This window comes from Bradyrhizobium sp. LTSP849, assembly GCF_000938255.1.
GTDB lineage: Bacteria > Pseudomonadota > Alphaproteobacteria > Rhizobiales > Xanthobacteraceae > Bradyrhizobium.
Map to the genome: position 1 here is coordinate 177,218 of NZ_JYMR01000049.1, position 11,727 is coordinate 188,944.

An 11,727-nucleotide genomic window follows, 5' to 3' on the forward strand; every position below is an offset into this window, starting at 1 on the left:
CTGGAGGAAATCCAATGCCCGCCGCCTACTTCGTCGTCCGCGCCATCGTGGCAGATCCCACCAAGCGCGCCGCCTTCGATAAATGGTACGAGAGCGAACACGTCCCCGACGCGGTGAAAGCGTTCGGCGCGAGCAAAGCGTGGCGGTTCTGGAGCCTTGATGATCCCTCGCTGCATCAGGCGATGTATCAGTTTGATGACGAGGCCAAGCTCGCGGCGATGCTGAAGGGTGATGCGCTGAAGCAACTGGTCGCCGATTTCAACCGCGACTGGCCCGAGGTGACGCGCACGCGCGAGACGCTGGTGCTGGCGCAGGAATTCGCCAAGTAACTACGAACGTAGCCCGGATGGAGCGCAGCGTAATCCGGGATTCTTGCGTGACGCGTCGCCGGTCCCGGATTGCGCTTCGCTCCATCCGGGCTACTCGGTCAACACTAACACCTTTGCAATGAACCTGAACGCGCGATTCAGCCGCAGTTCATGTCGCGCCGACGACACTTCGTTCCGCATCATGCAACGTTCGCTCGAGAGGAAGATGTCATGGAACGCCGCAATTTTCTCAAACTCGCCATCGGTGCCGCGGCCGGCGCCGCTGCACTCACGGCCGCCGCGCAGGCCGCGCCGCTGTCACCGCAACCGGTTGGCGGTCCATCCGCGATGCCGAAGCCGGATTCCGATGTGCATCCCGCAGTCACCAGCAGCGACGAAGCCGCCCAGATGAAGCCGGAGCAGGTGCGCTGGCACGGCCATTGGCATCATCGTCATTGGGGCTGGCGTCGCCGGCGCTGGCATCGCCGTCACTGGTAAGCTCTCGCCAGTCGAGGCCTGGACGGGGATCGCAGCTTGCGGTCCCCGTTTCGATTCGGAGCCGCCGCAGGAATATGCGAACGAACGTCGGAGGGGCTCAAAGAAAATGGCCGCGCGGGTCAATGCCGCGCGGCCGTTTCGCAAGTGCAAAATATCAGAACGGACGGCAGCGGCCGGCATACCAGCGGAAGCCATAGGGGCACACGCGCGGACGCACCACCACGACCGGTGCGGCGGGCTCGACGACGACGACCGGACCACGTCCACCCATCGGGCGGCAGCCGCCATAGGGGCCACGGTACCAGCCCGGGCCGCAACCACCGGCGGCGCTGGCGGCTTCGCTGAAGCCAACGACCGCGCTGGCGAGCATCACGGCGGCGAACAGATATTTCATTATGGTCTTCCTTCTCGTCCTTGGGGCAGATTTTAAGGGCTCGGCGCTTGCGGCGCACAATGAATCAAAAGACACGATTCGACACATTAAATTTAGTGGGGCGTGTCGACACGGTGCGATCCAAACCTGCCAATCATGACCTGAATGCGGCATGAACGCTGCGGGCATCCTGCTTCAGGCGACAGCGATGGCGCTAGCGGCCGAGAAAGCCCAGCACCACCTCCTTGTACTTCTCCGGGGCCTCCAGGAAGACGAGGTGGCCGGTGTCGGGGATCACCTCCGCCCGCGCATTCGGCATCTTCGCAGCCAGCGCCTTCGCGAGCTCGGCGTTCTGCCCCATTTTTGCGCGCAGTGCCTCCGGCGCATTCGGCCGGCCCGGTGCGTTGTGGTCGTCGGCGCCCATGATGAACAGCGTCGGCTCCGTGATCAGCGCAACCTCGTGCGCCACCGGCTCGCGATAGATCATCTGGCCCGAGCTGACGAAGGCGCGCAGCCAGCGCGCATAGTCCGGGCTGCCCTTGATGTTGAAGCGGGCGTCGATGAACGGCGTGATCTGATCGGGTGGCAGCTTGATCGCGTAGTTGGTCTGGAGTTGTTTGCGGTAGCCGTCGGCGGTGAGCTTGTCCTCGGCCTCGATGATTTTTTCGGTGGGCGTCGGCGGCACGTAGAGGCGGTAGTCCTCGAGCCCAATGGGTGCGGTCAACACCAGATGCGCGACGCGATCCGGATAGGCGCGGGCAATGCGCACCCCGAGCATGCCGCCGAGCGAATGCGCGACGATCTCGGCTTTGGCGATCCCTAAGTGATCGAGCAGCGCGATGGTGTTGCGCGCCAGCGTGTCAAAGTGCAATTCGCCTTGCGGCTTGGAGGATTTGCCGAAGCCGATCTGGTCCGGCACCACGACGCGGAAACCGGCCTCGCTCAGCATCTTGATGACAGGCGCCCAATAGCTCGACGGAAAATTGCGCCCATGCAGCAGCACCACGGTGCGGCCGTTCGGCTGCGCTGGCGCCACGTCCATATAGGCCATGCTGAGCTGCTCGCCGTCATTGACGACCGGCAGCAGCTGCACGGGATAGGGATAGGCGAAGCCTTCGAGCGCGATGCCATAGGGCTCGCGTTGGGGTGCGTCGGCGGCGTGGGATGCGAGCGGGGAGGCGAGGAGGGCGGCGGCGAGTGCGGCTGGGAGGAAGCGGTTCATAAGGAAGAGGCTCTGATGAGAACTGTCGCTGCGAGCCGCATTAAAGACGTGGATGGCCGGGTCAAGCCCGGCCATGACGAGTGTCGTCGCTCACACGCGATTGTGTGTTCAGTCCTGCCCGTCACCGAACAGCGCGGCAAACTGCTTCTCTCCGGTGCGGGTAAAGTTCACCACGCGGCTGCCGGGCGTGGCGTCGCGCGCGGCCCATTTCAGCTCGGCAAAACGGTTCATGATGGCGGCGCCCAAAGTGCCGGCGAGATGATGGCGCCGTTCGCTCCAGTCCAGGCAGGCCTTGCAGACCGGGCGGCGCGGATGGGTGAGCATGTCGGGCGAGATCTGCAAATGCTTGGCGAGAAAACGCTCGCCCTCCGGCGTCAGCTCGATCTCCTGCTTCTTCTGTTTGACCAGGCGCCGTTCGCGCAAGCTATCGAGCATCTGCACGCCGAGATCGCCGGCGAGGTGGTCGTAGCAAATCCGCGCGCGCCGCAGTTCCGGATCCTTCGGCCCGGTGCGCACGCGCATGTGGCCGGTGCGCGCGGCCAGCCCCGCAAGGCCTTCGAGCACGCCGGCAACGTCATCGTCGGTGAGGCGGTAGTAGCGATGGCGGCCCTGCTTCTCGGGCTCGACCAGCCCGCCGGCCTCGAGCTTGGAGAGATGCGAGCTCGCCGTCTGCGGGGTGATGCCGGCCTCCTGAGCCAGCTCGCTCGCGGTCAGCGCGCGGCCGTTCATCAGCGCCGTGAGCATGTTGGCGCGGGCGGGATCGCCGACCAGTGCGGCGATCATGGCGATGTCGGGTCCTGATTTCATGCTTCGATGGTAGCCGAAGCATTGCAGTCGGGCAAGCGGCTAGCGTGCGGCCATAGACACGTCATTGCGAGCGAAGCGAAGCAATCCAGACTGCTTCTGCGGCGACGGTGCGGCTTTGCGCGTCGCAATGAAAAAATCAGGAGCCCAGCATGTCCGTCACCGTCTTCATCCGCTACCAGCTCGATCCCTTCAAGCGCGCGCAATTCGAGGAGTACTCAAAACGCTGGCTCACCATCATCCCGAAATGTGGTGGCGACCTGATCGGCTATTTCATGCCGCATGAGGGCACCAACAACATCGCGTTCGCGCTGATCACCTTCGAGGGCCTCGCCGCCTATGAGGCCTATCGCGCGCGGCTGCGGCAGGATTCCGACGGCATGGCCAACTTCCATTTCGCCGAGGAGAACAAATTCATCCTCGCCGAAGAGCGCACGTTCCTGCGCAAGGTGGTATTGTAACCCATCAATGACGGGAGACGCCCATGATCGCCGTGATCTTCGAGGTCTGGCCCAAGCCGGAACACCGCCAGGATTACTTCGACCTCGCGGCCGATCTGAAGCCGATCCTGCAAACCATCGACGGCTTCATCTCGGTCGAACGTTTTGAAAGCCTGACCGAGAAGGGCAAGGTCCTGTCGTTGTCATTCTGGCGCGACGAGGCGGCGGTTGCAGCCTGGCGCAACACGATGGAGCACCGGCGCACCCAAGCCAAGGGCCGCGCCAACATCTTTGCCGACTACCATCTGCGCATCGCCAGCGTCGTCCGCGACTACGGCATGAATGATCGTGACGAGGCGCCAAAGGACAGCCGCGCCGTGCATGATACGCACTAGCGTGTTTAACAACGCGTGCCTATGTTCGCGCAGCTAACAAGGGAGAGAAACATGCATGTGACGACTGCTGACAAGCGCGCAACGTTCAAGAAGATGCATGAGAGCGGCTGCTTCATCCTGCCCAATCCGGTCGATGTCGGCAGTGCCAAGGCATTGCAGCATCTCGGCTTCAAGGCGCTTGCGTCATCGAGCGCGGGCTTTGCCTGGACCATCGGCAAGGCCGACAACCGTGTCACCGTCGAAGACGTCTGTCAGCATCTGGCAGCATTGTGCTCGGCCGTCGACATCCCCGTGAACGCGGATTTCGAGGGCGGCTTCGCCGTCGAGCCGGACAAGGTCGCGGAGAATGTCGAGCGCTGTGTGCGCACCGGCGTCGCCGGCCTGTCGATCGAGGATTCCACCGGCGACAAGGACAAGCCGATCTACGATCGCACGCTTGCGGTCGAGCGCATCAAGGCGTCGCGCAAGGCGATCGGCGACAGCAATACGATGCTGGTCGGCCGCTGCGAGGCGTACCTCTGGGGCGTGACCGACCTCAAGCTCGTCATCGACCGGCTTACAGCTTACGCTGACGCCGGCGCCGACTGTCTTTATGCGCCGGGCCTGAAAACGCGTGAGGACATCGCGGCGGTGGTGAAGGCTGTCGCACCAAAGCCGTTCAACCTGCTGATCGGTGCGCCCGGCCTGTCGTTGCAGGAAGCCGCCGATCTCGGCGTGCGCCGGATCAGCGTCGGCGGCTCGCTCGCCCGCGCGGCCTGGGGCGGCTTCATGCGCGCCGCAAAGGAGATGGCGGAGAAGGGGACGTTCACGGAGCTTGGCAGCGGCTATCCCGGCGGCGAGATCAACAAGATGTTCAGCTAGCGCCAAACGAAAAGCGGCGGGACCTTTCGATCCCGCCGCTCTCTCGCGTTATTGCGAACTGTTACTTCGCGCCGTCAGACGGCGCAGCCGGATCAGGCGCCGCGGGCTTGCTCGGCGCCGCACCCGTAGTCACACCCGGCCCGGTGTTATTGCGCGGCGTCACGTCACGCATGCCGGGAGGCGCGGCCGGATTGGCCGGCGCGGTCTGCTGAGCGGTCTGCGTCGCCGGGGCGTTGCTCGCCTGGTTACTGGTACTTGAATTGTTCAAGCCATAGAACACGGCGCCCAGCACCAGGGCGACGGCCACGGCAAACAGGGCAACCTTGCCGCTGGAGGCGGGGCCTTCACCCAGCTCGGGATCAGCCACAAAGTCGCCGTCCCGGCGTGCCGCGCGAAGGTACTCATCGTCGGCGAGGTTGGGGCGATACGGATCGTTGGGAAAACGGTCGTCAGCCATCATGAGGTCTCCTCGTTTATTGCGCCCTGACAACCCACAGACGCGAGATTCTGTTCCGCGCATCTCATGCTTTCGTCGCATGTTGCCCCCGCGTCGGGAATCGGGAACCTGTTCAGAGGGGAACCGCGGACGTAAGTTCCATGGGGAATGAGGGAACAAAGCGATGTGGAGCCTGCCGCCCAGCGATAGCGTGCTGCATCTTCTGGCGCTGGTCGCCTTGACGGCGCAGGGCATGACGGCGGCGCTGGCTGCCGGCCGGCGCAGCATGGACTATGTCGGCGTCTGTCTGCTCGGCAGCATCACCGCGCTCGGTGGTGGCACGCTGCGCGACCTGTTCCTCGGTCACTATCCGCTGGCCTGGGTCGCGAACCCGATCTATCTCGTCCTGCCGGGCGCAGCGGCGCTGCTGACGATCCTGTTCGCACGCCTCGTGCACAGGCTTCGACTAGCCTTTATCGTGCTCGATGCCATCGGCCTCGTCGTTTTCACCATGACTGGCTGCGATGTCGCCTGGCAGATGGATGCCACGCTGCCGATCGTGATCGTCTCCGGCATGGTGACGGGCTGCGCCGGCGGCGTGTTGCGCGACGTGCTCTGCAACGACGTGCCGCTGCTGTTTCGCTCCGAGCTCTACGCCAGCGTCTCGGTGGTCACCGGCCTGTTCTATGCCACAGCCTTCGGCCTCAATCTCAACGCCGAGCTCTGGACGATTTTGACCTTCATCCTCGGCATCAGCTTCCGCCTGCTGGCGGTGCGCTACAAGTGGGAGATGCCGAAATTCGTGTTCACGGGAGATGAGGAGCGGGGGCCCTAGTTAGGGTTCTTCCTTCCGCGCCTTCGCCACCTGCGCCGGCGTCACGAGCGGCGCGGCATTGCCCCAGGAATTGCGGATGTAGTTCGTCACCGCCGCGACCTGCTCGTCGGACAATTGCTTGGCATAGGCCGGCATCTCGCCGGTGTTGGGCGCGCGCGGCGTCGTCACGGTGTGCGCACCGTCGAGGATGACGCGTAAGGTGGAGGACGGATTGATCGATTGCAGCAGCGCGTTCCCCGGCAGCGGCGGATAGATGCGCGGCGCGCCGGAACCATCGGCCTCATGGCAGGCAATGCAGAGTTTTGCGTAGACGGCCTGGCCGGCACCCATCTCGGCATCGTCGGGCGGCGTCACCTTCGGCTCGCGCCGCACCGGCGGCAGGTCTTTCAGATACACCGCCATGGCGCGCACATCGGCATCGCTCATCTTCGACGTCGAATTGACGATCACCTCCGCCATCGGTCCGCCGGCATGGCTCCTGGCGTTGCGGCCGCTTTGCAGATACTCGGCAACGTCCTGCGCACTCCACGACTGCAACCCGCTCCGTGTGGCGCCATCGAGTCGCGGTGCAAACCAGCCGCCGATCTCGCTGCCGGCCAACGCTTGCGCAGTCTTGTCTGCGCCAAAATAGTTCTTCGGCGTGTGGCAGGCGCCGCAATGGCCGAGCCCGGTGACGAGATAGCCGCCGCGATTCCACGCCGCGCTCTTGCCTTGGTCCGGCTCGAACAGGCCGGGCTTGAAGAACAGGTAGTTCCAGGCCCGCATCAGGCCGCGATAATTGAGCGGCCAGCGCAGCTCCGGCGGCTTGTTGCGGCTGGCGGCAGGCGCGAGCGTGCCGAGATAGGCCCGGATCGCCAGCGTGTCGTCCTTCGTCATCCGGGTGAAATAAGGGTAGGGGAAGGCCGGATAATACAGCGAGCCGTCCGGCGCGGTGCCATAGCGCACGGCGCGGGTGAAATCGGCATCAGTCCAGGCGCCGATCCCGGTGTCGCGGTCGGGTGTCAGGTTCGGCGCATAGATCGCGCCAAAGGGCGTGTCGATGCGCTTTCCGCCGGCGAAGGGTTTTGCGGGATCGGCGGTGTGGCAGCCCGCGCAATCGCCGGCCTCGACCAGCGTCTTGCCATAGGCGATCAGCTCCGGCGACGGCTCAGCGGCCATGGCGGCACGCGCAACCGCACTGCACAAGAGCGCAACAGCCAGAATCGTCCGCATCGAAAGCCTTCTCCTGCGACCAATCATCGAGTGCCGGATTATAGCGGCGTCACGTCGTTGCGCGACAGCGGGGTAAGGTGACACAAACTGAAAATGCGCGATGCCTTTCCCGCCACGAAATTGCGTTTTTTTCCCGTCGCCGCGTCAGGCCCAGATTTGTGATGCGGAGCGTTAAATATCCGACATAGAGTGGCAGGGTTGGTCGGCGCGCCCTAGCTAAAAACAACGGGCAGGCAACGGCTTAAGCAGCCAGGCGCTCAAAAGGGCGGAAGAGGACAACAATGGGTATCAACCAGGGTCCGATCAGTCTCGATCAGAAATACACCCAGGACACCGGACACGTCTTCACCACGGGCATCCAGGCGCTGGTTCGCCTGCCCATGGCCCAGATCCGGCGCGACCGTGCCAATGGGCTGAACACCGCGGGCTTCATCTCCGGCTATCGCGGCTCGCCCCTCGGTGGCTACGACCAGCAGCTCTTCGCCGCGCGAAAGCACCTCGAGCAGTACAACATCAAGTTCCAGCCCGGCGTAAACGAGGACCTTGCCGCCACCGCGGTGTGGGGCTCGCAGCAGCTCAACCTCTCGCCCGGCGCCAAATATGATGGCGTGGTCGGCATCTGGTACGGCAAGGGCCCCGGCGTCGACCGCTGCGGCGACGTGTTCCGCCACGGCAACGCGGCAGGCTCGGCCAAGAACGGCGGCGTGCTGGTTCTGGCCGGCGACGACCACGGCGCCAAATCATCCACCGTCCCGCATCAGTCCGACCACGCCTTCATCTCAGCGCTGATGCCTTATCTTTACCCCTCGAGCATCCACGAGATGATCGAGATGGGCCTGCTCGGAATCGCGATGTCGCGCTATTCGGGCTGCTGGGTCGGCATGAAGGTGATCACGGAGACGGTGGAGACCACCGCCGAGATAGACCTCACCGACGAGATGAAGCCTTTCATCATCCCGGCCGATTTTGAGATGCCGCAGGGCGGCCTCAATCTGCGCTGGCCCGACGACCGTTTCGAGCAGGATCGCCGCCTCCAGGACTACAAAGGCTTTGCCGCGATTGCCTTTGCGCGCGCCAACAAGGTCAACCGCATCACGATGGATTCGCCGAACGCCCGCTTCGGCATCATGGCGTCCGGCAAGAGCTATGAGGACGTGCGCCAGGCGTTGCGCGAGCTCGGCATCACCGAAGAGGTCGCCGCCAAGATTGGGCTTCGCCTCTACAAGATCGGCATGCCCTGGCCGCTCGAACCGGAAGGCGTGCGGCAGTTTGCGATTGGCCTCGAAGAGATATTCATCGTCGAGGAACGGCGCGAGATCGTCGAGAACCAGGTCAAGCAGGAGCTGTTCAACTGGCGCGATGACGTCCGTCCGCGCATCGTCGGCAAGATGGACGAGCACGACAAGCGCTTCCTGACCTTTGCCGCCGAGCTCAGCGTCGCCTCGCTCGCGACCTCGCTGACCGAACGGCTCCTCCGACTTGATCTCAATCCCGAGATTGCGGAGATGATCCGCGTCAAGGCCGACTGGTTCAACGGCCGCCAGGCGACCCAGATGCAGGCGGTCGCACCTGTCTCTCGCACCCCGTATTTCTGCTCCGGCTGTCCCCACAACACCTCGACCAAGGTCCCCGAAGGCAGCCGCGCCATGGCCGGCATCGGCTGCCACTTCATGGCGCTCTGGATGGACCGTTCGACTGAGACGTTTACCCAGATGGGCGGCGAGGGCGTACCGTGGGTCGGCATTGCGCCCTTCACCAACGAAGAGCATGTGTTCGCCAATCTCGGCGATGGCACCTACTTCCACTCCGGCAGCCTTGCGATCCGCCAGGCGATCGCCTCGGGCGCCAACGTCACCTACAAGATCCTCTATAACGATGCGACCGCGATGACGGGCGGCCAGCACGTCGATGGCGAATTGTCGCCGCAGCAGATCACCTTCCAGCTCCACTCGGAAGGTATCCGCGAGATCTATCTGGTCTCCGAAAACCCCGAGGCCTATCCGGCGAGCGAGATCGCGCCCGGCGTCAAGACCGCGCATCGCGACGAGCTCGACACGGTTCAGAAAACGCTGCGCAAGGTGAAGGGCGCATCCGCGATCGTCTTCGTCCAGACCTGCGCCGCCGAAAAGCGCCGCCGCCGCAAGCGCGGTACGATGGAAGATCCGGCGCGCCGCGTCATGATCAACCCGGCTGTCTGCGAAGGCTGCGGCGACTGCTCGGTGCAGTCGAACTGCATCTCGGTCGAGCCGCTGGAGACTGAATTCGGTCGCAAGCGCGCGATCAACCAGTCGTCCTGCAACAAGGACTATTCGTGCCTGAAGGGGTTCTGCCCGTCCTTCGTCACCATCGACGGCGGCAAGCCGCGCCAACGGGCGCCGGCGAAGCTCGCTGACATCGGCGCGCTGCCGGAGCCGGCCTCGCGCCCGACGCTCGACAAGCCCTACAATATCGCGGTCGGTGGCGTTGGCGGCACCGGCGTGCTCACCATCGGCGCGCTGCTCGGCATGGCCGCGCATATCGAGGGCAAGGCCTCGATGATCCTCGACATGTCGGGCCTGGCGCAGAAGGGCGGCGCGGTGCTCAGCCACGTCCGCCTGTCGGATCATCCGGCCGAGGTGACCTGCTCGCGCATCGTCACTGGTACGGCCGATGTCGTGCTCGCCGCCGACGAGGTGGTTGCGGTCGCCAAGGACACCATCTCGCTTTGCGACACCAGCCGCACCCGCGGCATCATCAACAGCCACGTCATTCCCACCGCCGACTTCATCCTCAACCGCGACTTCAACTTCCAGACCCGCAAGCTGAACGGCTTGCTGGAGACGGCGCTGCACAAGGACTCGGTGTTTTTCGACTTCACCAAGCCGGCCGAGCAGCTGCTTGGCGACAGCATAGCCACCAACATGATGATGATGGGCTACGCCTATCAGAAGGGCCTGTTGCCGCTGTCTGCGGAGGCGATCGAGCAGGCGATCGAGGTCAATGGCGTCTCGATCAAGATGAACAAGGAAGCCTTCCGCCTCGGCCGCCTCGCGGTGACGGACCCTGCGCGGCTTGCCGACATGCTGAAGGGCACGGACGAGGTCGTTGCGCCGAAGACGCTGGACGCCATGACCCTCGATGAAGTCATCGCGCATCGCGCCACGCATCTCACGGCCTATCAGAACGGCCGCCTTGCCAAGCGTTATCGCAAGCTGGTCGATCAGGTCAGCGACGCGGCCAGGCAGGGCGGATATGATGAGGCGCTGCCGCGTGCGGTGGCAATCAACTACGCAAAGCTGCTCGCCTACAAGGACGAATACGAGGTCGCGCGCCTCTTCACCAACGGCGGCTTCGAAAAGCAGCTCCGCGATCAGTTCGAGGGCGACTTCAAGTTCAGCTTCAACCTGGCCCCGCCGATCCTCAGCCGCGGCGTCGATGCGCTCGGCCGCCCGAAGAAGCGCGCCTTCGGCCCGTGGATGCTGAAGGCGTTCCGCGTGCTCGCGAAGTTCAAGTTCCTGCGCGGCACGCCGCTCGACATTTTCGGCCGCAGCGCCGACCGCAAGCTCGAGCGCGACCTGATCGTCGGCTACGAGAAGGACGTCGCCACCGTGCTCGGCCTGCTGTCGCCGCTCACGATCGACACCGCAGTCGAACTGCTCTCGCTGCCCGACCGCATCCGCGGCTACGGCCCGGTGAAGGAGAAGGCCGTCGCAGACGCCAAGGTCCGCTACGCCCAGCTCGCCGCCGACCTCGCGAGCCCGCCGCCGGCGCCAAGGCAGATCGCGGCGGAGTAGGGAAGCTTCGTAGCAACCATTAAAGCGCGCCCGATTGCCGGCGAGCATGACGCCGTGCTTGCGGCCGTCAAGGCGTGGCCTGGCGGCAGCGGAGATGGGGTTGGGCCGGAGCGACGGCCAGCCTTGACGGCCGCGGCGCGCGGCGTCTTTGTGACGGCAGGTCGGGACGAAGAAACGGTGCTTCGGCCGAACAAAGAAACGCGGTCAGATGGCTGGCGGGCTGGCGACTTCAGGCGATTCTTTTTGCCAGGGTGTGCCGCGGGCTACGACTGTGTTGGCGAAAATCAGCAGCTTTCTGGCGCAAGCGATCCGAGCGCGCTTGTGCTCCTTGCCGGCCCCAGTCAGCTTTTTATAGAACGCGATCAGCTGCGGATTCCAGCGAAAGGACGCCGGTAGCGCCGCATTGAACAGCGCGCGGCGCAGCCGTTCACGCCCGCCCGCAATGTGACGGACGCCGACGTGATTGCCGCTGTCATCGTCATAAGGGGCAAGCCCTGACAGTGCGGCGGCTTGTTCGCGCGTGATCTGACCGATCTCGGGCATCCGCACCAGAATGATAATCGCGGTCTT

13 protein-coding genes are annotated in these 11,727 nt (G+C 64.3%); 7 read left to right on the top strand and 6 right to left on the bottom strand.

The features are described from left to right. The first annotated feature begins 14 nt into the window (after positions 1-14). The gene (locus UB31_RS27585; RefSeq protein ID WP_045013128.1) at positions 15-329 is read left to right on the top strand and encodes a hypothetical protein; all 315 of its coding nucleotides are present in this window, start codon (positions 15-17) and stop codon (positions 327-329) included. A 210-nt stretch (positions 330-539) separates the two neighbouring features. Beyond that, positions 540-806 carry a twin-arginine translocation signal domain-containing protein gene (locus UB31_RS27590; RefSeq protein ID WP_045013129.1) on the top strand — a complete coding sequence of 89 codons (267 nt, stop codon included), beginning with the start codon at positions 540-542 and terminating at the stop codon, positions 804-806. 154 nt (positions 807-960) lie between these two features. Here UB31_RS27590 and UB31_RS27595 read toward each other — a convergent pair whose 3' ends face one another. From UB31_RS27595 to UB31_RS27605, 3 genes are all read right to left on the bottom strand, one after another. Beyond that, positions 961-1,200 (bottom strand): GCG_CRPN prefix-to-repeats domain-containing protein, encoded by a 240-nt coding sequence (locus UB31_RS27595; protein ID WP_045008173.1) that lies wholly within the window; start codon positions 1,198-1,200, stop codon positions 961-963. Between the two features lie 193 nt (positions 1,201-1,393). Next, complete coding sequence (locus tag UB31_RS27600; RefSeq protein ID WP_045013130.1) at positions 1,394-2,401, bottom strand: alpha/beta fold hydrolase; 1,008 nt, start codon at positions 2,399-2,401, stop codon at positions 1,394-1,396. A gap of 108 nt (positions 2,402-2,509) precedes the next feature. Then, positions 2,510-3,208, bottom strand: coding sequence for a metalloregulator ArsR/SmtB family transcription factor (locus UB31_RS27605; protein ID WP_045013131.1), 699 nt, complete (start codon positions 3,206-3,208; stop codon positions 2,510-2,512). A gap of 149 nt (positions 3,209-3,357) precedes the next feature. On the opposite strand from UB31_RS27605, the gene UB31_RS27610 reads away from it, so the two are divergent. The 3 genes from UB31_RS27610 to UB31_RS27620 are packed head-to-tail and all read left to right on the top strand — an operon-like array spanning position 3,358 to position 4,901. Next, complete coding sequence (locus UB31_RS27610) at positions 3,358-3,666, top strand: NIPSNAP family protein (RefSeq protein ID WP_045013132.1); 309 nt, start codon at positions 3,358-3,360, stop codon at positions 3,664-3,666. A 23-nt stretch (positions 3,667-3,689) separates the two neighbouring features. Next, positions 3,690-4,040: an antibiotic biosynthesis monooxygenase family protein gene (locus UB31_RS27615; RefSeq protein ID WP_045013133.1), complete on the top strand. Its 351-nt coding sequence runs from the start codon at positions 3,690-3,692 to the stop codon at positions 4,038-4,040. 51 nt (positions 4,041-4,091) lie between these two features. Further along, positions 4,092-4,901 carry an isocitrate lyase/PEP mutase family protein gene (locus UB31_RS27620; protein ID WP_045013134.1) on the top strand — a complete coding sequence of 270 codons (810 nt, stop codon included), beginning with the start codon at positions 4,092-4,094 and terminating at the stop codon, positions 4,899-4,901. Between the two features lie 61 nt (positions 4,902-4,962). On the opposite strand, the gene UB31_RS27625 is transcribed toward UB31_RS27620, so the two are convergent. Then, on the bottom strand, positions 4,963-5,358 hold the full coding sequence (locus UB31_RS27625) for a hypothetical protein (protein WP_045008778.1): 396 nt from the start codon (positions 5,356-5,358) through the stop codon (positions 4,963-4,965). Positions 5,359-5,521: 163 nt separating this feature from the next. Between UB31_RS27625 and UB31_RS27630 the strand changes: the two genes are divergently transcribed. Beyond that, a complete protein-coding gene (locus UB31_RS27630; RefSeq protein WP_045008168.1) occupies positions 5,522-6,172 on the top strand; it encodes a trimeric intracellular cation channel family protein in 651 nt (216 codons plus the stop codon). Here UB31_RS27630 and UB31_RS27635 read toward each other — a convergent pair whose 3' ends face one another. After that, positions 6,173-7,384: a cytochrome c gene (locus UB31_RS27635; protein WP_045013135.1), complete on the bottom strand. Its 1,212-nt coding sequence runs from the start codon at positions 7,382-7,384 to the stop codon at positions 6,173-6,175. A 281-nt stretch (positions 7,385-7,665) separates the two neighbouring features. Between UB31_RS27635 and UB31_RS27640 the strand changes: the two genes are divergently transcribed. After that, positions 7,666-11,157 carry an indolepyruvate ferredoxin oxidoreductase family protein gene (locus UB31_RS27640; RefSeq protein WP_045013136.1) on the top strand — a complete coding sequence of 1,164 codons (3,492 nt, stop codon included), beginning with the start codon at positions 7,666-7,668 and terminating at the stop codon, positions 11,155-11,157. Positions 11,158-11,361: 204 nt separating this feature from the next. Here UB31_RS27640 and UB31_RS27645 read toward each other — a convergent pair. Further along, the coding region (locus tag UB31_RS27645; RefSeq protein ID WP_045010198.1) for an IS110 family transposase at positions 11,362-11,727 on the bottom strand (366 nt) is incomplete at its 5' end.

Excerpts from the sequence above, each read along its gene's own strand:
- UB31_RS27585 (WP_045013128.1), top strand. The coding sequence starts at position 15 with ATGCCCGCCGCCTACTTCGTCGTCCGCGCCATCGTGGCAGATCCCACC.
- UB31_RS27635 (WP_045013135.1), bottom strand. The coding sequence starts at position 7,384 with ATGCGGACGATTCTGGCTGTTGCGCTCTTGTGCAGTGCGGTTGCGCGT.
- UB31_RS27610 (WP_045013132.1), top strand. The coding sequence starts at position 3,358 with ATGTCCGTCACCGTCTTCATCCGCTACCAGCTCGATCCCTTCAAGCGC.
- UB31_RS27640 (WP_045013136.1), top strand. The coding sequence starts at position 7,666 with ATGGGTATCAACCAGGGTCCGATCAGTCTCGATCAGAAATACACCCAG.
- UB31_RS27605 (WP_045013131.1), bottom strand. The coding sequence starts at position 3,208 with ATGAAATCAGGACCCGACATCGCCATGATCGCCGCACTGGTCGGCGAT.
- UB31_RS27625 (WP_045008778.1), bottom strand. The coding sequence starts at position 5,358 with ATGGCTGACGACCGTTTTCCCAACGATCCGTATCGCCCCAACCTCGCC.
- UB31_RS27590 (WP_045013129.1), top strand. The coding sequence starts at position 540 with ATGGAACGCCGCAATTTTCTCAAACTCGCCATCGGTGCCGCGGCCGGC.
- UB31_RS27600 (WP_045013130.1), bottom strand. The coding sequence starts at position 2,401 with ATGAACCGCTTCCTCCCAGCCGCACTCGCCGCCGCCCTCCTCGCCTCC.
- UB31_RS27595 (WP_045008173.1), bottom strand. The coding sequence starts at position 1,200 with ATGAAATATCTGTTCGCCGCCGTGATGCTCGCCAGCGCGGTCGTTGGC.
- UB31_RS27630 (WP_045008168.1), top strand. The coding sequence starts at position 5,522 with ATGTGGAGCCTGCCGCCCAGCGATAGCGTGCTGCATCTTCTGGCGCTG.
- UB31_RS27615 (WP_045013133.1), top strand. The coding sequence starts at position 3,690 with ATGATCGCCGTGATCTTCGAGGTCTGGCCCAAGCCGGAACACCGCCAG.
- UB31_RS27620 (WP_045013134.1), top strand. The coding sequence starts at position 4,092 with ATGCATGTGACGACTGCTGACAAGCGCGCAACGTTCAAGAAGATGCAT.